Origin of the sequence: Corynebacterium mucifaciens, assembly GCF_012396315.1 — a bacterium.
Lineage (GTDB): Bacteria > Actinomycetota > Actinomycetes > Mycobacteriales > Mycobacteriaceae > Corynebacterium > Corynebacterium mucifaciens.
In genome coordinates this window covers 49,193-67,598 of the sequence record NZ_JAAXPF010000010.1, presented here as the reverse complement: position 1 = coordinate 67,598, position 18,406 = coordinate 49,193, and the positions used below count along the sequence as shown (strand labels likewise).

At 64.8% G+C, this 18,406-nt stretch carries 18 protein-coding genes and 1 rRNA gene; 3 read left to right on the top strand and 16 right to left on the bottom strand.

The window, feature by feature from the left end:
- The 14 genes from HF989_RS08965 to HF989_RS08900 form a co-directional block, all read right to left on the bottom strand.
- Positions 1-77 (bottom strand): 16S ribosomal RNA (locus tag HF989_RS08965); the annotation flags it as partial.
- A gap of 642 nt (positions 78-719) precedes the next feature.
- A complete protein-coding gene (tyrS, locus tag HF989_RS08960; protein WP_168685794.1) occupies positions 720-1,988 on the bottom strand; it encodes a tyrosine--tRNA ligase in 1,269 nt (422 codons plus the stop codon).
- Between the two features lie 18 nt (positions 1,989-2,006).
- A complete protein-coding gene (locus HF989_RS08955; RefSeq protein ID WP_168685792.1) occupies positions 2,007-2,186 on the bottom strand; it encodes a Trm112 family protein in 180 nt (59 codons plus the stop codon).
- Positions 2,187-2,252: 66 nt separating this feature from the next.
- Positions 2,253-3,689: an argininosuccinate lyase gene (gene argH / locus HF989_RS08950; protein WP_168685790.1), complete on the bottom strand. Its 1,437-nt coding sequence runs from the start codon at positions 3,687-3,689 to the stop codon at positions 2,253-2,255.
- 9 nt (positions 3,690-3,698) lie between these two features.
- A complete protein-coding gene (locus HF989_RS08945) occupies positions 3,699-4,913 on the bottom strand; it encodes an argininosuccinate synthase (protein WP_168685789.1) in 1,215 nt (404 codons plus the stop codon).
- A 46-nt stretch (positions 4,914-4,959) separates the two neighbouring features.
- Complete coding sequence (locus HF989_RS08940) at positions 4,960-5,457, bottom strand: arginine repressor (protein ID WP_168685787.1); 498 nt, start codon at positions 5,455-5,457, stop codon at positions 4,960-4,962.
- A complete protein-coding gene (argF, locus tag HF989_RS08935; protein WP_168685785.1) occupies positions 5,454-6,395 on the bottom strand; it encodes an ornithine carbamoyltransferase in 942 nt (313 codons plus the stop codon). The genes HF989_RS08940 and argF overlap by 4 nt, the downstream gene beginning before the upstream one ends.
- A gap of 3 nt (positions 6,396-6,398) precedes the next feature.
- Entirely contained in the window at positions 6,399-7,577 is a 1,179-nt protein-coding gene (locus HF989_RS08930; RefSeq protein ID WP_168685783.1) for an acetylornithine transaminase, read from the bottom strand.
- The gene (gene argB / locus HF989_RS08925; RefSeq protein ID WP_168685781.1) at positions 7,574-8,509 is read right to left on the bottom strand and encodes an acetylglutamate kinase; all 936 of its coding nucleotides are present in this window, start codon (positions 8,507-8,509) and stop codon (positions 7,574-7,576) included. The genes HF989_RS08930 and argB overlap by 4 nt, the downstream gene beginning before the upstream one ends.
- A gap of 12 nt (positions 8,510-8,521) precedes the next feature.
- Positions 8,522-9,682 (bottom strand): bifunctional glutamate N-acetyltransferase/amino-acid acetyltransferase ArgJ, encoded by a 1,161-nt coding sequence (argJ, locus tag HF989_RS08920; RefSeq protein ID WP_168685780.1) that lies wholly within the window; start codon positions 9,680-9,682, stop codon positions 8,522-8,524.
- 56 nt (positions 9,683-9,738) lie between these two features.
- On the bottom strand, positions 9,739-10,794 hold the full coding sequence (gene argC, locus HF989_RS08915; RefSeq protein ID WP_168685779.1) for an N-acetyl-gamma-glutamyl-phosphate reductase: 1,056 nt from the start codon (positions 10,792-10,794) through the stop codon (positions 9,739-9,741).
- Between the two features lie 65 nt (positions 10,795-10,859).
- A complete protein-coding gene (pheT, locus tag HF989_RS08910) occupies positions 10,860-13,367 on the bottom strand; it encodes a phenylalanine--tRNA ligase subunit beta (protein ID WP_168685778.1) in 2,508 nt (835 codons plus the stop codon).
- A gap of 12 nt (positions 13,368-13,379) precedes the next feature.
- Positions 13,380-14,450 (bottom strand): phenylalanine--tRNA ligase subunit alpha, encoded by a 1,071-nt coding sequence (pheS, locus tag HF989_RS08905; RefSeq protein WP_343033586.1) that lies wholly within the window; start codon positions 14,448-14,450, stop codon positions 13,380-13,382.
- A 287-nt stretch (positions 14,451-14,737) separates the two neighbouring features.
- Entirely contained in the window at positions 14,738-15,550 is an 813-nt protein-coding gene (locus HF989_RS08900; protein ID WP_168685777.1) for a TrmH family RNA methyltransferase, read from the bottom strand.
- A gap of 206 nt (positions 15,551-15,756) precedes the next feature.
- Between HF989_RS08900 and HF989_RS08895 the strand changes: the two genes are divergently transcribed.
- The 3 genes from HF989_RS08895 to HF989_RS08885 all read left to right on the top strand — a co-directional run bounded on the left by HF989_RS08895 (position 15,757) and on the right by HF989_RS08885 (position 17,690).
- Entirely contained in the window at positions 15,757-16,719 is a 963-nt protein-coding gene (locus tag HF989_RS08895) for a sensor histidine kinase (protein WP_168685776.1), read from the top strand.
- A gap of 115 nt (positions 16,720-16,834) precedes the next feature.
- Positions 16,835-17,017, top strand: coding sequence for a hypothetical protein (locus tag HF989_RS08890; RefSeq protein ID WP_168685775.1), 183 nt, complete (start codon positions 16,835-16,837; stop codon positions 17,015-17,017).
- Positions 17,018-17,033: 16 nt separating this feature from the next.
- Entirely contained in the window at positions 17,034-17,690 is a 657-nt protein-coding gene (locus HF989_RS08885) for a response regulator (RefSeq protein ID WP_168685773.1), read from the top strand.
- An 84-nt stretch (positions 17,691-17,774) separates the two neighbouring features.
- On the opposite strand, the gene rplT is transcribed toward HF989_RS08885, so the two are convergent.
- Entirely contained in the window at positions 17,775-18,158 is a 384-nt protein-coding gene (gene rplT / locus HF989_RS08880) for a 50S ribosomal protein L20 (RefSeq protein ID WP_038611386.1), read from the bottom strand.
- Between the two features lie 52 nt (positions 18,159-18,210).
- The gene (gene rpmI, locus HF989_RS08875) at positions 18,211-18,405 is read right to left on the bottom strand and encodes a 50S ribosomal protein L35 (protein WP_038611384.1); all 195 of its coding nucleotides are present in this window, start codon (positions 18,403-18,405) and stop codon (positions 18,211-18,213) included.
- Between the last annotated feature and the right edge of the window lies 1 nt (position 18,406).

The following is an 18,406-nucleotide window of genomic DNA, read 5'->3' as shown; positions in this document are numbered from 1 at the left end:
GGGCCTTTCCGTTCGACTTGCATGTGTTAAGCACGCCGCCAGCGTTCATCCTGAGCCAGGATCAAACTCTCCACAAAAGTTTCAGCAAGAAACAAGGCCGTGAAAAGCCCGAAACCCAACCAAAAACAAACCACCCAACACCACCACACCAAAAAGGCAGTGATGCTGAACTGGCACAATTTCCAAAAATTACAAGGTTCAACAACGACCGACCCCAACCCGACGGGGCACAACAGGGCCGATCAAAAAATACGCGAGTTGAAAAGCATGTCAACCACACCCCCACACGCGCACTGAACCAAAAAAGATGACGCGATCCATCAATGGAATTCAACCACGCCACCACCGGCACACACCCAAAAACAGGCATCCACCACACAGTGCACAAAGGGCAGGTAACACACACCCACGCAACAAAAGTACATTGGCACACTATCGAGTTCTCAAACAACACCAGCACACCCACCAACCAGACCATCACAGCCCAGCCAGTCAAGCAGCCTCGCTACAAGCTACACACAACATAAACCAGAAGTCAAACTCGCGTTCAACCACCGTTTACCCCGCGGTAACCTTATGTAGTTTAACCATTCCCCCTGATCAGCCGCTCGGGCCGCTCAGAAGCAACGGATGGATATATAACCACGAACCCTAAACCAACACAAACACCCAGGCAGAACACGGTTTCTGCCTGGGTGTAATCCGGGTTTTTGGCGCCGTTATACGCGTTTTGCTCCGGCGAAGTTTTTCTTGCCTCGCCGCAGGACCAGCCACGCACCGTGGAGGTAATCGCTCTCCGCCGGGGACCACGCCTCGTCTTCAATGCGCACGTTGTTCACGTAAGCGCCACCTTCCTTGATGGAGCGGCGGGCTGCGCCCTTCGAATCCGCGAGGCCAGCACCTACGAGCAGATCGACGATGGTCGTCTCCTCAGCAGACGCAAACTCAAACACGTCAGTCTCAGAGAGCGACGCGGAAAGCGTGGCTTCATCGAGATCCGCGAGTTCCGCACGGCCGAACAGTGCCTGGGAAGCAAGTTCCACGGCCTCACGGGCTTCCACGCCGTGGACCAGATCGGTCATTTCCTGCGCCAGGCGACGCTGGGCCTCGCGCTTAAACGGACGTTCCTCAACCTCCACCTCGAGGCGCGCGAGTTCCTCTTGGTCCAGGAAGGTAAACCACCGCAGGTAGCGGATCACATCCGCATCGGCGGTGTTGACGAAGTATTGGTACCAGGTGTACGGGCTGGTCATTTCCGGGTCGAGCCACAGCGACCCGCCACCGGTGGATTTTCCGAACTTCTTGCCGTCGGCGTCGGTCACTAGGGGCACGGTCAGCGCATGGGTCTGTGCGCCATCGATGCGGCGGTTTAGGTCCACACCAGCGACGAGGTTGCCCCACTGATCCCCGCCACCGATTTGGAGGATGCAGTCGTGCTCGCGGCGGAGCTGCACGAAGTCGTTCGCCTGCAGCAGCATGTACGAAAACTCCGTGTAGGAAATGCCGTCGTTTTCGAGGCGGCGCTTCACCGTCTCGCGGCCGAGCATGGTGGACAAGGAAAAGTGCTTGCCGATGTCTCGGAGAAATTCGATCGCGCCGAGTTTGCTCGTCCAGTCGTTGTTGTTGACCAACTTCGCGGCATTGTCACCGTCGAAGTGGACAAACCGTTGGAGCTGGCCGGATATCCTCTCCGCCCAGTCTTTCACCGTGTCCTCGGAGTTCATGGAGCGCTCCCCCACCTCGCGCGGGTCGCCGATCATGCCGGTCGCACCGCCGGCCAGCACAATCGGGGTGTGGCCAGCTTCTTGAAAGCGTCGCAGCATGAGGAGTGGGACGAGGTGGCCAGCGTGCAGCGACGGACCGGTCGGATCGAAGCCGCAGTACAGCGTAATCGGGTGTTCTGTTGCTTCGCGCAAACTGTCCAGATCGGTGGACTGGTTAATCAGCCCCCGCCAGGTCAACTCGTCAATGATGTTGGTGGAAGTCATTGTCGCTTTCTTCGTCGTCTACTTCGCCGGGGTGTAGGGCTCTGCTTCGTCGATGAGCAGGACGGGTATGCCGTCATCTACGCGATAGGCGATGCCGAGGCGCTCGTTCACAAGCAGCTGCCGCTCCTGGTCATACTCCAGCGGGCCTTTGTCCTTGGGGCACGCAAGGATTTGGAGAAGCTTCGGATCCAGACTCATGGTTGTGCATCGTACCCGTAGCTGCCGCGCGCCCGCTCAACGTGCCTGGACGTGACCCGCAGCACCCTATTGTGGACGAACCGGCGTGGTCGCCCACTGCCGCGCGGCCGCGTTCGCCGCACGCACCCGCTCGCGCTGCTCTTCCACGCGCGGCTTCGCCGTGCCACCGCGCGTGTCGCGCGAAGCCACTGCGCCGTCGACAGTGAGCACCTCGCGTACTTCGGGCCGAAGACGCTCGTCCACGCTCGCCAGTTCTTCGTCGGTGAGATCCACCAGGTCCACGCCGCGGGCTTCCGCAATGCGCACGCACGCACCCGAGGCTTCGTGGGCCTCCCGGAACGGCACCCCCTGGCGGACCATCCATTCGGCCAGGTCCGTCGCCAGCGTGAAGCCGGCCGGGGCAAGCTCGCGCATGCGGTCCTCATGGAAGACCAAGGTAGAAACCAAGCCGGTGAACGCTGGGAGGAGGATGGAGAGCTGGGTGACAGAATCCACCAGCGGCTCCTTGTCCTCCTGCAGGTCGCGGTTGTACGCGAGAGGCATCGCCTTAAGCGTGGCCAGCAAACCCGCGAGGTTTCCAATCAGGCGGCCGGCCTTGCCGCGGGCGAGCTCCGGCACATCCGGGTTCTTCTTCTGCGGCATGATGGAGGACCCGGTTGACCACGCGTCGTGGAGAGTGACGTAGCCGAACTCGGGAGTGGACCACGCGATGATCTCCTCCGCAAAGCGGGACACGTCGATGGCGATCTGAGCCAATACATAGGCGGCTTCGGCCGCGAAATCGCGCGACGCGGTCCCGTCGAGGGAGTTGTCCGTGGCGGAGTCGAACCCCAGCTCCTCTGCGATGGCCTCTGGGTCCAGGTGAAGCGACGAGCCGGCGAGTGCTCCGGAGCCGTACGGCGAAACCGCCAAGCGCTTGTCGGCGTCCTGGATGCGCTCAAGGTCGCGCAGCAGTGGCTGCGCGTGGGCGAGCAGGGAGTGCGCCAGGAGGATCGGCTGCGCCGCCTGGAAGTGGGTCTTGCCCGGCATGATCGCGTCAGGGTGGGCCTCTGCTTGCTCCGCAATCGCGTCCACCAGGTCGCACACATCTTGCGCGACGCCGCGGAGGGCATCGCGCAGCCACATGCGGAACATGGCTGCGACCTGGTCGTTGCGGGAGCGGCCGGCGCGGAGCCTGCCGCCGACCTCGGGGCCGACACGCTCGATCAGGCCGCGCTCCATAGCGCCATGGACATCCTCGTCCGTCGGCAGCGGGCCGAACGAGCCGTCAGCCACGTCGCGGCCGAGCTGGTCAAGGCCGTCGAGCATGACCGTCAGGTCGTCGTCGCTAAGCAACCCAGCCCGATGCAGCACCTTGGCATGCGCCTTTGATGCGAGGACGTCGTACGGCGCGAGCACCCAGTCGAAGTGGGTTGACACGGAAAGTGCGAACATCGCCTCAGAGGGGCCGCCGGAGAAACGGCCGCCCCACAGGGCACCTTCGTTGGTCTTGTGCTGTTGCATCGGCTCGACCTACTTGTCCTGGGAGGTGCCAGCCTCGCGGTCGCGCTTGTTGGCAATCTGCGAGGACAGGCCGTGCAGGCGCACGAAGCCCTTGGCCAGCGTCTGGTCGAAGGAGTCGCCGGTGTCGTAGGTGGCCAGGTTGAAGTCGTACAGCGAGTGGTTGGAGCGGCGGCCGTTCACGGTGGCGGTGCCCGCGTGCAGCACCATGCGGATGTCGCCGGTGACGTGCTCCTGGGTGGACTCGATGAACGCGTCGAGGGAGCGCTTCAGGGGGCCGAACCAGAGGCCGTCGTAGACCTCCTCGGACCAGCGTGCGTCGATGAGGCGCTTGTAGCGCGCGAGCTCACGCTCGACGGTGATGTCCTCCAGCGCCTTGTGCGCGGTGATCAGCGCGACGGCGCCGGGTGCCTCGTACACCTCGCGCGACTTAATGCCCACCAGGCGGTCCTCCACCATGTCCAGGCGACCGATGCCCTGGGCACCTGCGCGGCGGTTCATCTCCTCGATCGCTTCGAGGACGGTCACCTTGCGGCCGTCGATGGCCACCGGCTTGCCGGCCTCGAAGGAGATGATGACCTCGTCAGGAGCGTTGCCCAGCGCCGGGTCCTCGGTGTAGGCGTACAGGTCCTTTGTCGGTGGGTTCCACAGATCCTCCAGGAAGCCGGTCTCGACAGCGCGGCCCCAAACGTTTTGGTCAATGGAGAACGGGGATGCCGCGGACTGCTCGATGGGCAGGTCCTTGCCCTCGGCGTACTCGATGGCCTTGTCACGGGTCCAGGCGTAGTCACGGGCCGGTGCGATGATCTCCAGATCCGGATCCTGGTTGAGGAAGCCGACTTCGAAGCGGACCTGGTCGTTGCCCTTGCCGGTGCAGCCGTGGGCGACGTGGGTGCCGCCGTACTTGTGGCCGGCCTCCACCAAGTGCTTCACAATCAACGGGCGCGAAATAGCCGAGACCAGCGGGTACTCACCCTGGTACATGCCGTTGGCCTTGATGGTGGGCAGGCAGTACTCTTCGGCGAACTCGTCCTTGGCGTCCACCACGATGGACTCGACAGCGCCGCAGTCGAGAGCGCGCTGGCGGACGGACTCCATGTCCTCGCCGCCCTGGCCTAGGTCCAGCGACACTGCGATAACTTCGCCCCCGGTCATCTCACCGAGGTAAGGGATGGCCACGGAGGTGTCCAGGCCGCCCGAGTACGCGAGCACGACACGGTTAGTCATGTTGAAAATTCTCCTTTAGATCAGAAACTATGTTGTGTTGCGGCGCTTAGTCGCCGAGCGACTCCTGCAGCCCGAAGAGCTGATGCGCGAGATCCTTGCCAGTGAGCGGTTCTCGTGCCAGCACGAAGACCGTGTCGTCGCCGGCGATGGAGCCCACCACTTGTTCGAGGCCCACGCGGTCAATGTAGCTGGCCAGGTATTGGGCCGCCCCCGGTGGGGTTCGCACGACAGCGATTTGCCCCGAGTAATCGACGGAGACAACCAGCTCTTCAATCATCCGGCGCAGCTTTTCACGCGGGCCGGAGTGTGCGGCCTCCAGCGACTCCGCCTCGGAACCGACGGTGTAATAGGCACGGCCGCCAGCGCGGGGCCGCACCTTCTTGGCGCCCAGCTCGTCCAAGTCCCGCGACAGCGTGGCCTGCGTGATGTCGATGCCCTCGTCCAGCAGCAACTCCGATAGCTGCACCTGCGACGACACCCGGGTCGTCTCAAGCAGCTCGAGGATCCTTGCCTGCCGCGCAGTGCGGGATACGGGTTGGGTCATGCTTGGTGCTCCAAAAGCCAGGCCAGCAACGCTTTCTGGGCGTGCAGGCGGTTTTCCGCCTCATCGAAGACGCGCGACTGCGGCCCGTCGATGACATCCGCCGCCACTTCGCTCCCGCGGTACGCGGGAAGGCAATGCAAGAATATGGCATCCTCCGCAGCGCGAGACATCAGGTCCGCATCCACCTGATACGGCAAAAACGGGGTCCGGCGGTCCTTCCCGTCGCTCTCCATGCCCATGGAGACCCACGTATCCGTGATCACCACGTTCGCGCCTTCTACGGCCGCAATGTCGGGCGTGACCGTGACGGTTGCGCCGGTCTCCTCGGCGCGACGCCGCGCCCGCTCAACGAACTCTGGGCGCGGGTGGAACCCTTCCGGCGCGATGACCGAGATGTCCATGCCCGCGGTGGCGAAACCGATGAGGTAGGAATTGGCCATGTTGTTGTCCCCGTCGCCGAGGTAGACGGCCTTCAGCCCGTGAAGCCCCGCGGAACCCTCCTCCGGGCAGAAGTTCTCCACCACTGTCTGCAGGTCCGCCAGAATCTGGCACGGGTGCAGGTCGTCGGTAAGCGCGTTGACGATGGGGACGGTGGCCGTCTCCGCCATATCCAACAAGTTCTGGTGGGCGTAGGTGCGCCACACGATCGCTTCGACGAAGCGTGACAGCACCGCGCCAGTGTCCTGGTAGCTTTCCTTCGCCCCCATCTGGGAGTTCCCGGTCTCGGTCACAATCGCGTGCCCGCCGAGCTGCGCAATGCCGGCATCGAACGAGAAGCGGGTGCGCGTGGAGGTCTTGTCAAAAAGCACGGCGACCGACTTGGGCCCCTCGAGCGGCCGGCGCGCAGACGGCTCCCGCTTCATCTCGGCGGCCAGTGCGAGGACCTCAGCTTGTTCGGACGGTGTCAGGTCGTCGTCCGCGAGGAAATGTCGGACCATGGGTTAGCTCCTTTCCTTGGCGTCTGCGATTGCCTCGGCGAGGCGTTCAATCGCCTGACGGATTTCGCCGTCGCTGATGACCAGCGGCGGGGTGAGGCGGATGACGTTGTCGGCCGGGGCGTTGACAATCAGGCCGTGTGCGAGCCCATGCTTGACGACGAGCTTCGCCACCGGCGCGTCCAGAACTAGCCCCAGCATCAGCCCGCGCCCGCGGACCTCTTCCACGCCGGGCAGGTGCGACGCTTCGTCGATAAGCACCTGCCCTTTCCGGCGCACCTCAGCGAGGAAATCGTCGTCGACGGTGCGAAGCACGGCCCCGGCCGCAGCGCAGGACACCGGGTTGCCACCGAAGGTGGTGCCGTGGCTGCCCGGGGTAAATAGGTTGGCCGCCTTGCCGCGGGCGATCGTGGCGCCGATGGGCAGCCCGCCGCCGAGCCCCTTTGCCATGGTGATGACGTCCGGGAGGATCCCCTCGTGCTGGAAGGCGAAGAAGTCGCCGGTGCGGCCTACTCCGGTTTGGACCTCGTCGACGACGAGGAGGATGCCGTGGGTGTCGCAGAGCGCTCTCACGGCGTGGAGGAAGCCCTCGGGGGCGGGGATGACCCCGGTTTCGCCCTGGATCGGCTCGAGGACAATGGCCGCAGTGTTCCCGGGGTCCTGGTGAACGAGGTCTTCCAGGGCGCGGATGTCGCCGTAGGGGTAAAACTCGACGCCGGCGGGTAGCGGCGCGAACGGCGCCTGCTTGTCAGGCTGGCCGGTCAGCGCCAGCGAGCCCATGGTGCGCCCGTGGAAGCCGCGCTCGGCGGCCAGGATGCGCCGGCGGCCGGTCAGCCGCGCAAGTTTGAACGCTGCCTCGTTCGCCTCGGCACCTGAGTTGGAGAAGAACACGCGGGCGGTGTCGTCGCCGACCCGTGCGCGCAGCGCCTCGGCCACCTCGACCACCGGCCGGGAGCCGAAGAGGTTGGACACGTGGCCGAGCGTCGCCACCTGCGAGCTCACCGCCTCGACGACGGCGGGATGCGCGTGGCCGAGTGCGTTGACGGCGATCCCGGCGAGCATGTCGATGTACTCGGCGCCGTCGGCGTCGGTGACGGTCGCCCCGGAGCCGGAGACCAGCTCCACCGGCGGCGCCGGATAGGTGTCTAACAGCGCGCCAGACCAGCGCGATACGAAGTCGCTCATGCGTCGTCCTTTCTAAAGATGATCCCGTCCGGGTAGTGGCTGCGGTCGTAATCGTCCGGCAGCACCATGGTGCCCACGCCACCCATGGTGAGCAGCTCCAGCAGCACGGAGTGGGCGACGCGGCCGTCGATGACGTGCGCGGCCTTCACCCCGCCCTGCACCGCAGTCAGGCACGCCTCCATCTTGGGGATCATGCCGGTGGCGAGGCCGGGCAGCATCCGCTCCAGCTCTGCCGCCTCGATCTTGGACAGCAGCGAATCCTTGTTGGGCCAGTCCGTGTACAGGCCTTCTACGTTGGTGAGCACGACGAGGCGCTCGGCGCCGATAGCGGCCGCTAGCGCACCCGCAGCCTCGTCGGCGTTGATGTTGAACACCTCGCCGTCGTCGCCCGGGGCGATGCCGGAGACCACCGGAATCCGGCCTGCCTCGATGATGTCCATCACCGCGGCAGGGTTAACGTCCGTGATCGTGCCCACCAGCCCGATGTCGTGGATCCGGCCGTCCACCTCCACAGTGCGCCGCTTCGCCGTGAACAAGCCAGCGTCCTCACCCGAGGTGCCCACCGCGTACGGCCCGTGCGAGTTGATTTTGCCCAGTAGGTCCCGGCCCACCTGGCCGAAGAGCACCATGCGGACAACATCCAGGATTTCAGGTGTGGTCACCCTAAACCCGCCGACGAACTCCCCGCCGTCCAAGCCCAAGCGGGCCAGCATCTGGCTGATCTGGGGCCCGCCGCCGTGGACCACGACCGGCTTCGCCCCCACGGTGCGCAAGAACACCATGTCCGCGGCGAACGCGTTCTTCAGGTCCTCGTCGATCATGGCGTTACCGCCGTACTTGACCACGACAATCTTGTCCCGGTAGTGCTGCAGCCACGGCAGCGCCTCGGCCAGCACGGTGGCTCGCTGCTCGTTGCTCAAATGCGGCATCATCTCACCCACCTCCTAACTGGTGTACGCCGAGTTGATCTCGACGTACGCGTGCGACAGGTCAGTGGTGCGCACGGTCGCCCGCCCTTCCCCGTCCGTGCCCAGGTCCACCACGACCGCAATGTCGGCGCCGCGGAGATCGACCTCCCGCGCGCCGGGTGCGCCGGTTGAGTGTTCGCACACCGTCTGCCCGTTGAACGTCACCGAGATGTTTTCCGCGTCCATCTCGGCCTCCGCCATGCCGACTGCCGCCAGCACCCTTCCCCAGTTCGGGTCGGATCCGAACATCGCGGTCTTGACCAAATTGTCTCGCCCGATCGTGCGAGCTGCGCGAAGCGCCTGGGCGTTATCCGCCGCCCCCGTGACGGTGATTGTGACGCGCTTGGTCACTCCCTCAGCGTCGGATTGCATCTTTGCGGCGAGTTGGGCGCATGCCTCCAGCACCGCCGCATCCAATTCCTGCTGCGTTGGGGTGACCCCGCTAGCGCCGCTGGCCATCGCGATCACGGTGTCGTTGGTCGATGTCGAGCCGTCGATGTCCAGGGTGTCGAACGTGGTCGCGCACCCTCGTTCCAGCGCCGCCTGCAGCGCATCGGGTGCCACCTTCGCATCGGTGGTCAGGCACACGAGCATCGTGGCGAGCGACGGCGCCATCATGCCGGCCCCCTTCCCCATGCCGCCTAACTTCCAGCCATCGCCCTTGACTACCACTTCCTTCGCCACAGTATCGGTGGTCATGATCGCGGTCGCGGCGTCCCCGCCGTTGTCGCCAAGCTGCTTGACGACGGCTGCGATTCCGCCCTCCACCTTGTCCATGGGGAGCACGTCGCCGATGATGCCGGTCGAGCACACGGCCACGAGCGACGGCTCGGTCCCGACGCCGTCCGCGGCAAGGCGCTGCATCGTCCGCGCGTCGTTGAGGCCCTGCTGGCCCGTGCACGCGTTGGCGTTGCCGGAGTTAAAAACGACGGCTTGCAGCTGCCCGCCTGCGACCGCCCCGCGGCTCACCTTCACGGGTGCGGCACACACCTTGTTGCGGGTGAACACGCCCGCGGCAGTGAAGTCGGGGCCCTCGTTTACTACAACGGCGAGATCGGGGTTGCCCGACGGTTTGATGCCCGCGCGGGTCGCGGCAGCGACGAATCCTTCGGGTGCAGTGACACCGGTAGTGCTCATGCTGGATGGTCCTTTCAATAAGGGAAGGCAGGAAAATGGTGCGATGCGGGTGGCGGTTACGGAGCCACCGCTGCTCGTGTCAAACCTGCGCACTCGTCCAGCCCCAGGGCAAGGTTCATGCACTGCACCGCCGCTCCCCCTGTCCCTTTGGTTAAGTTGTCGATGGCGCTGGTGGCGACGACCTTTCGCGCCTGCTCATCAACCTCCACCTGCAGGTGGCACATATTCGAGCCGACCACGTGCTGTGTCTGTGGCTGTTGCCCCGCCGGGAGCAGGTGGACGAACGCCTCCTCCGCGTACGCGGCCTCGTAGGCCTCCCGCACCGCGGCAGGGTCTGCATGTGGCGCCAGCGGCGCGGTTACCGTGGTGAGGATGCCCCGCGGCAACGGCGCCAAGATCGGCGTGAAGGTGACCGCGACCGGCGCCTGGGCGACCTCTTGCAGGTTTTGCGCGATCTCCGGCGTATGCCGGTGCGCGCCGGCAACGCTGTAGGCCTTCAGCGATCCCATTGTTTCCGCCCCGAGCATGTCCACCTTGGCCTTCTTGCCAGCCCCAGACACCCCGGTAACGGCAACAACGGTCAGATCAGGCACAACCACGCCGGCTTGCACCGCGGGCCAAGCCGCAAGCGTCGCGCCGGTGGGAAAGCACCCCGGGACGGCAATGCGGCTCGACGCTGCGATGTCTTCGCGGTGACCGGGCAGCTCAGGAAGCCCGTAGGGCCAGGATCCGGCATGGTCGGAACCGTAGTAGCGCCGCCACGCCTCACCGTCGCGCAAGCGGAAATCCGCGGCGCAGTCGATGACAGTCACCCCCTCGCCCAGCGCCGCGCCGATCTCGGCTGAGTGCCCGTGGGGCAGCCCCAGGAAAACGACGTCGTGGCCCTCAAGCACTTCGACGGAGGTGGGCTCGATAACGCGGTCTGCTAGTTCGGGCAGGTGTGGCATGAGCTCGCCTACCGTCTCGCCGGCGTTGGACGCCCCGGTGAGCGCACCGATGCGCAGCCGACCGGCCAGGTATGCCGGGTGCCCCAGCAGCAGGCGGAGAATCTCGCCGCCCGCGTAACCGGTGGCCCCCGCAACTGCTACCTTCACTACCTTGCCGTCTGACATACCGGCGAGTGTAGCAGTTATGCACTCTTCTGGAAGTTATTCATGCTGTGAGTTTTGCGGCAACCTTATCCGCGCATTTCGGCGCCGAATCGTTCCTTGGCCAACTCCGCGGCATGCAGCCGTGCCTTGGACGCCTCCTCTTCCGTCAGCGTGCGGTCCGGGGCGCGGAAAGCAAGGCCGAAGGCGAGCGATTTCTTCCCCTCCCCGAGGGACGCGGAACGGTAGACGTCGAAAAGCGTCACTGCCTCGACGAGCTCGCCCGCGCCCTCCTGCACTGCGCAGCGCACGTCCTCCGCGCCCACGGTCTCGTCAACCACGAGAGCGATGTCCTGATTCAGAAGTGGGAAGGCGGACAACCGCGGTGCGGGCAGACGCTCTGCGAGCGGGATAGCGGTGAGATCGATCTCCATCGCGCAGGTGCGCGCCGGCAGACCGAGCTTTTCCAGAACTTGCGGGTGCAGCTCGCCCGCGTGGCCAACCACAGCGCCATCAACCGTCAGCGCAGCGCAGCGGCCTGGGTGCCAGGGCAGGTAGTCCGCCGCCTCCACCTCCAGGTCCACGCCACACGCGCGGGCGACTACCTGGGCGGCCTCGATGGCGTCGGACCACTCGTAGGCGCGCCCCTCGCCCCACGGGCCCGCGAGCTGCGTGTTTCCGCACGCCACGGTCGCGGCGTGCAGGTGCTGTTCGGGCAGGGACTCGATGAGTTCCGCGATGACGTCGTCTGCGGGACGCTGGGCGACGTCAGGCAACGGGGAGACGTCCGCGCGCTTCTTCGAGGTCTGCGCCACCGAGTAGATGGCCAGGTCGCCACGTCCGCGGGCAACGTTTCGCCCCACTGCCTCGAGCATCGACGGCAGCAGTGTGGTGCCAAGGATCCCGTAGTCCGCGTCCAGCGGGTTGCGCACCTGCACGGTGTTTCGGCGCGGGTCATCCGCCTCCAACCCCCACGTGTCGAACGTGTTGTTCGCGATAAAGGGCGTGGGAATGATCTCCGCGTAACCGGAGTAGGCCAATGCGTGGGTGACCGCTCGACGACGCCGCTGCAGCGGGCTCAAACCGCGTCCGCCGCTTGGTGTGGGCAAGATGGACGGGATCGCTTCCAGCCCTTCCAGGCGCACGACCTCTTCAACCAACTCGACCGGCACCGAAATATCGGTGCGCCACGTCGGCGGCGTGACCTGCAGCTCGTCACCGTCGCCCGTAACCTCGCAGCCGATCTCTCGCAGACGGCGAACGACGGTCTCCCGCGAGTAGTCCACACCGATCAGTTCGGCAGGCCTCGTTGCGCGCATGCTGATGGCTTCGCGCTTGCCCGCTTCCCCGATGAGGGTCCTGCCCGCTGTGATGGTGCCGCCTGCGATCTGTATCAGCAGTGAGCTGGCAATATCGAGCGCGATCTCCACCAACTGCGGGTCCACCCCACGCTCGAAGCGCCGCGAAGCTTCAGAGCTCAGCTTGAGGCGGCGCGCGGTGCGTGCCACCGTCAGCGGGTCCCACGTCGCGGCCTCAAAGTGGACGTTGACGGTCTCGTCGGAGATCTCGGAGGTGGTGCCGCCCATGACACCGGCGAGGGACTGGATGCCGTTGTCGTCGCTGATCACCACATCCTCGGCGGTCAGTGTGCGCTCGACGTGGTCGAGGGTCTCGAATGTCTGGCCGGCCTCCGCATTGTGCACGCGCAGGCCGCCGGCGATTGTGTCGGCGTCGAAGGCGTGCATGGGCTGGCCGGTAAGCAGCATGACGTAGTTCGTCACGTCGGTCGCGGCGTTGACGGAGCGCACACCAGAGAGCATGAGTTCGCGCTGCATCCAGAACGGCGTGGTGGCATTCGGGTCGATGCCCTCGACCGTGCGCACGCCAAAGCGCTGCGCCTTCGTGGATTCGTCAACGGTGACCGGAATGGTCTCCCCGTGCGGCTCCGGGACGTTCGAGATGTCGATGCCCGCGATGGACGGGTCCTCCGCGACGTCGGTGAACTTGAGGTCGAAGGCGGACGCGATCTCCCTGGTCAGCCCACGAGCCGAGAGTGCGTATCCACGGTCCGGGGTCACGTTGACGTCGAAGACGGTGTCGTCCGAGCCGAGGATCTCTCGGGCGTCGTCACCCGGCGTCGCCGCGCCACTGTGGAGGGTAATAATGCCTTCACTCTTGGAGGTCAGGCCGAGCTCTGCTGCGGAGGCCATCATGCCGTTCGAGATGTGGTCGTACGTCTTGCGCGCGGCGATCTCGAAGCCACCGGGCAGCACCGCGCCCGGGAGCGAGACGATGACAAGGTCACCCTCGGCGAAATTCCGGGCGCCGCAGATGATGCCCTGCGGCTCCCCGGTCCCGTTGGCGTGGCCGACATCCACCTGGCAGTAGCGGATGGGCTTCTTAAACCCGGTGAGCTCCTCGATCTCTATAACGCGGCCAACAACGAGCGGGCCCTTAACTTCGGGTAATGGTGCGTAGCCCTCCGTCTCGAAGCCGACGCGCACGAAACCCGCGTCCAACTCCTCGTCAGTGGGGTTGAAGTCCTGGTTACCCGCATTCTGCAGCAGGCGGACAATCCAATTCTTTGAAATGAGCATTGCTGGTTCTCCTTATGCCTGCACGCCGAACGGGATGGTGAAACGGACGTCGCCTTCGACCATGTCGCGCATGTCCGATAGACCGTTGCGGAACTGCAGCGTGCGTTCTAGGCCCATGCCGAATGCGAAGCCGGAATAGACCTCCGGGTCGATGCCGACGGCACGAAGAACGTTGGGGTTGACCATTCCGCAGCCGCCCCACTCGATCCAGCCGGCACCTCCCTTCTTGTTGGGGAACCACACGTCCACCTCTGCGGAAGGCTCCGTGAAGGGGAAGTAGTTGGTGCGCATACGCGTTGTGGTCTCCGGGCCGAAAAGAGACTGCGCAAGGTGGTCCAACGTGCCCTTGAGGTGCGCCATGGTCAAACCCTTGTCCACGGCTAGGCCTTCCACCTGGTGGAACACCGGGGTGTGGGTGGCATCCAGCTCGTCCGTGCGGAATACCCGGCCCGGGCAGGCGATGTAGATGGGCACGTCACGCTCGAGCATCGTGCGCACCTGCACCGGCGACGTGTGCGTGCGCATGACCTGCTTGGAATCTTCTTCGCCTACGTAGAACGTGTCTTGCAGCGTGCGGGCGGGGTGGTCCGGGATGAAGTTCAGTGCGTCGAAGTTGAAGTACTCCGCCTCTACCTCCGGGCCCTCGGCAACCTCCCACCCCATGCCGATGAAGATGTCCGCAATGTTTTCAGACAGCGTAGTGATTGGGTGCATCGCACCTGCCTGCGCGCGAGCAGTCGGCAGCGTGACATCCACCTTCTCCTCGCGCAGCTGCTGCTCCCGGTGCTCATCTTCGCGCTGCACCCGAAGCTGGGCGTACGACTTCTCGGCGCGGCCGCGGGCCATGTTGACCAGGCGGCCGGCATCCTTGCGCTGATCTTTCGGCAGGGAGCCGAGCGCGCGACGCGCCTGCGGAATCGGGGCTTTTTCCCCCAGGTGCAGGCGGTGCGCGTCTTCAAGCGCCGCGAGGTCCGGTGCGGCTTCGAAGGCGGCGATCGCCTCGTCCGCTGCCCGGTTGAGAGCGTCCTCGGTCAGTTCAATTTCGGGAGTTGGGTTCGCGTTATCGGCCACGCTTGTGTTCACCCGCACCTTTCCACAAGAGCGCTGCGGCCGAAGTCAAGGACGCAGCGGTGTCGGTTCAAAAGCGTGCACTAGTTTACCTGCCCGGCCAGACCGCGCCCGCGGGAGGGCGGAACGGTGAAGCGGCAACGACAAAGCCAGACGCACCCAGCAAACACCCAGAAATCGTTCAGAATGTTCGGTGCGATGGTCGAACCGACTCGGCGGGCGCGCTCCCAGGCGATCTAGCTTGACCCCGTAGCGTCGTCAGCGCCGGTATCCCCCCACACCAGCCTCGCCTCGCCCGTCGCCTAGTCCTCCCCGAGTGCCTTCGCGGACTCCCACAAGCAAATCGATGCAGCAGTGGCCAAGTTTAAAGATTCCGCGCTCCCCTGAATGGGGATAGATACCCTGTGGTCCGCGACCGCCAGGATGTCGCTGTCAAGCCCGTGCGCCTCGTTGCCAAAGAGCCACGCGGTGGGCTGACGCAGCGCCTCCCCCGGCTGCGCCAGGTTCACCTCCCCGTCCATGGTGGTGGCGAACGTGGAGAGCCCCGCGGCTTCGAGCTGCCCAATGACGCGGCGTGCGTCGCGGTCGCGAGCGACGGGGATGTGGAAGAGCGATCCCGCCGTCGACCGCACCACCTTTGGGGCCTCCGGGTCAACCGTGTCGCCGGCGAAAATTACCGCATCGGCGCCAAGTGCGTCCGCGATGCGGATGATGGTGCCAGCGTTGCCCGGATCGTTCGTCTCCACGCACACCGCCACTAAACGCGGACGGCCCTTGAGAATCTTAGGCACCGTCCACAACACCGGCCGGCACACCGCGAAAATGCCCGTCGAGGTCACAGCGTCCGCGAGCGCATCCGCCGCCTTGTCCGTGATCGCGTGCGTGTACACATCCATGTAACCAGCGGCACGCACGATTTCTTCGAACCGCTCCGCCGCCGCCTCTGTAACGAAGAGGTCTGTTGCGGCCCCCGTAGCCACTGCGGCCTCTACTGCGTTCTCCCCTTCCGCCAAGAATGCATGTGCTTTACGACGAGCTTGCGCCCGCTTCAGCTTCCCGGCGTTCACCACGCGAGGGGTGCGCTCTGTAAACGGTTGTTGGAAATCCAATGGCATGTCTACAGCGTACGTGCAGTTGTGGCTACGCTATTGCCGTGTCTTCCCGCCTCGAAGCTGATCGTGCGTCTTCGCCCCCTCGTATCCACAGGGGCAGGCGCAGATACTGGGTAGTCGCCGCCTGCGTATTAGCGGTATTGGGAGTTGTAGGCGTCTGCCTTGCCGGGGCTGGAGCAGAGACAGGCAGTATCGGCGTAGCGGTGGCCATGTTCCTGTTTGCGGCGGCGGCAAGAATCACGCCGCTGACGGCAACGGTATCCGCCGCAGTACTGACCCAGTTCGCCGCGTCCTACCCGGAATTTTCCAGCCCGTTTATCATCCTGGCGCTGCTCGCCCTTACCGCGGTGCTGGCCTCCCGCCTGCCCAACTGGCAGGCGGGTTTACTGGGGCTCATCTTGTGGTACCTGGCGCAAACCGAACTCGGAGACGGCGTCTGGGCACTTGATGATCCAGTCACTGCCCTCCTTTTTGGAGTCCAAATGCTGCTGGCGGGGACCGCCGGGTGGGCGCTGCGACGCTCCGCGCAGCGCCGACATGCGGAATCCGAACGGTTACAGCACCGCATCGAGGAGGAGCGGGAGCGCGCTGTGTTAGCCCTCCACGGTTCGGTCGCCGCATCGCTGACATCCGTCGTGCTGCGCAGCGAGGCGCTCGCGATGTCCGGTGACGAGAAGGTGGCACAAGCCGCGCAGCTGATCGCCACAGACGCCCGGCGCTCCATGCAGGAGGTCCGAGACCTTATCCGGTTCATGCGGGGCGATGATTCACCGCAGACGCAGGATCCCACGCCCAAGGTGTCTGTCTTAGACGCGTTCACCGCGCTCGCAGAGGACCTCCGAGGCCACGGATTCACCGTCGTGGAGTCCGGCTTGAGCAGCGAGGTGCTCAAGAACGCCGAGTTAGAACCGGTACGTCGGGTGTGCCGCGAGCTCGCCACCAACATCCTCAAGTACGGTGACCCCGCCTGCCCGATCATCGTGGCGGCCCTGCGGGGCGACCACGGGGTCACGGTGGCGGTGCAAAACACCATCGCCGCCCGCCAACGCGACACGCACATGACTACTGGCATCGGGCTCAGGGAAGCACGGGACCTCGTCGCGTCCCAAGGCGGAACGCTGACGTGGAACACAGAAGGCGGCACCTGGCGCTACGAACTCACCCTCCCCTGACCAGCGAAAGGGAACTTTCGTTCCTTCTTTCGGCCCACTTTAGGATTCCGCTTGGAAGCGCCCGGCAGAATGCGGATAATAGGTGCGTTACCGTTTTTTGGATCGGAGGCTTTATATGAAGACGCTCGCACGCACCGCCGCCGGTGCCCTCACCCTCGTTGCAGTCCTGACCGGTGCGCCGCTCGCCTCGGCAGCGGAGCAGCCCACTAGCAGCATCGCAGCCACCCCGTACGCCGCGGGCGTGGTCGGAGACATGTACCTATGCGGTGGTTCCCTGGGCAAGCTCTGGTGCAAATAACCAGCTCCCTGTCCCGATGACCACGGCCCCAATCCGGGTGTTCCTCGTGGACGACGATCCGCTCGTCCGCGATGTGCTCACCCGGTATTTTCACACCACCAGCGACATCCACGTCGTCGGCACAGCATCGAACGGCGCTGAGGCGCTTGAGAAGATTGACGTCGACGCGGTGGACATCGTGCTTTCCGACGTGCACATGCCGGAGATGGACGGCGCCACGCTGCTGCGTCACCTTGCGCAGCGGCCGCGCACTCCCGCGTTCCTTGCCATCACGTCCTTGGAGAACGATCGCGCAATGCTCGATGTCCTCGCGCACGGAGGCCGCGGCTACATCCTGAAGAGCCAGCCGCCGGAGGAGATCATCCTATCTGTACGGCAAGCCGTGACGGGCGGGACGGTGGTGTCCCCCGCAGCGATGAACAACCTCGTGCGCTACATCGCGCCGCAGGAAGAGCAACCCGCTCCAGCGCGCGCGGAGCTGCCGGCTGGGATTTCTGAGACGGAGGTAGCCGTCCTGGACCTCCTGTGCGAAGGGTTGAGCAACGCGGACATTGCCAAACGCCTCAACTACTCCGAGTCGACGGTGAAAAAACAGGTCTCCCATCTGCTCACGCTGTTTGGCGTCAGCTCCCGGCTCGACCTCGTCGTCACCGTCCTTGGTGGCCGGCGGTAGGGACACCACCCCAGCAACAACGAAACGCGCCCGCCCCGATAGCAACGGGGCGGGCGCGTTAGCTCGTCGCTAAGCAGTACGTGCTTAGGCGGCCTTCGGAGCGTTGACGTCCTCCGGCAGAGCGTTCTTTGCAACCTCGCAGATCGCGGAGAACGCAGCGAAGTCGTTGACGGCCAGATCGGCAAGGATCTTGCGGTCGACCTCGACCTCAGCCAGCTTCAGGCCGTGGATGAGGCGGTTGTAGGTGATGTCGTTCATGCGAGCAGCGGCGTTGATGCGCTGGATCCACAGCTTGCGGAACTCACCCTTGCGCTTGCGGCGATCGCGGTACGCGTAGGTCTGTGAGTGCAGCCACTGCTCCTTGGCCTTGCGGTACAGGCGGGAGCGCTGGCCGCGGTAGCCCTTTGCGGACTTGAGAATTGCGCGGCGCTTCTTCTTAGCATTGACTGAACGCTTCACACGTGCCATGAGTCAAACTTCCTTGTCGTATCTCGTAGTCGGTTGGTTGAACGGGCAGTGCTTAAGACATGCCGAGGAGGCGCTTTGCGCGCTTGACGTCAGCCCGGGCGACGTCGGTGGAGCCGGACAGCTTGCGGCGGCGCTTCGAGGAGAGCTTCTCGTTCAGGTGGCGCTTACCAGCCTGCTCGCGGCGCAGCTTGCCCTTGCCGTTGACCTTGATGCGCTTTGCGGTGCCCTTGTGGGTCTTCTGCTTCATG

Coding starts and splice junctions, on each gene's coding strand:
- tyrS (WP_168685794.1), bottom strand. CDS start 1,988: ATGACTTCCACCAACATCATTGACGAGTTGACCTGGCGGGGGCTGATT.
- HF989_RS08955 (WP_168685792.1), bottom strand. CDS start 2,186: ATGAGTCTGGATCCGAAGCTTCTCCAAATCCTTGCGTGCCCCAAGGAC.
- argH (WP_168685790.1), bottom strand. CDS start 3,689: ATGCAACAGCACAAGACCAACGAAGGTGCCCTGTGGGGCGGCCGTTTC.
- HF989_RS08945 (WP_168685789.1), bottom strand. CDS start 4,913: ATGACTAACCGTGTCGTGCTCGCGTACTCGGGCGGCCTGGACACCTCC.
- HF989_RS08940 (WP_168685787.1), bottom strand. CDS start 5,457: ATGACCCAACCCGTATCCCGCACTGCGCGGCAGGCAAGGATCCTCGAG.
- argF (WP_168685785.1), bottom strand. CDS start 6,395: ATGGTCCGACATTTCCTCGCGGACGACGACCTGACACCGTCCGAACAA.
- HF989_RS08930 (WP_168685783.1), bottom strand. CDS start 7,577: ATGAGCGACTTCGTATCGCGCTGGTCTGGCGCGCTGTTAGACACCTAT.
- argB (WP_168685781.1), bottom strand. CDS start 8,509: ATGATGCCGCATTTGAGCAACGAGCAGCGAGCCACCGTGCTGGCCGAG.
- argJ (WP_168685780.1), bottom strand. CDS start 9,682: ATGAGCACTACCGGTGTCACTGCACCCGAAGGATTCGTCGCTGCCGCG.
- argC (WP_168685779.1), bottom strand. CDS start 10,794: ATGTCAGACGGCAAGGTAGTGAAGGTAGCAGTTGCGGGGGCCACCGGT.
- pheT (WP_168685778.1), bottom strand. CDS start 13,367: ATGCTCATTTCAAAGAATTGGATTGTCCGCCTGCTGCAGAATGCGGGT.
- HF989_RS08900 (WP_168685777.1), bottom strand. CDS start 15,550: ATGCCATTGGATTTCCAACAACCGTTTACAGAGCGCACCCCTCGCGTG.
- HF989_RS08895 (WP_168685776.1), top strand. CDS start 15,757: ATGTTCCTGTTTGCGGCGGCGGCAAGAATCACGCCGCTGACGGCAACG.
- HF989_RS08890 (WP_168685775.1), top strand. CDS start 16,835: ATGAAGACGCTCGCACGCACCGCCGCCGGTGCCCTCACCCTCGTTGCA.
- HF989_RS08885 (WP_168685773.1), top strand. CDS start 17,034: ATGACCACGGCCCCAATCCGGGTGTTCCTCGTGGACGACGATCCGCTC.
- rplT (WP_038611386.1), bottom strand. CDS start 18,158: ATGGCACGTGTGAAGCGTTCAGTCAATGCTAAGAAGAAGCGCCGCGCA.
- rpmI (WP_038611384.1), bottom strand. CDS start 18,405: ATGAAGCAGAAGACCCACAAGGGCACCGCAAAGCGCATCAAGGTCAAC.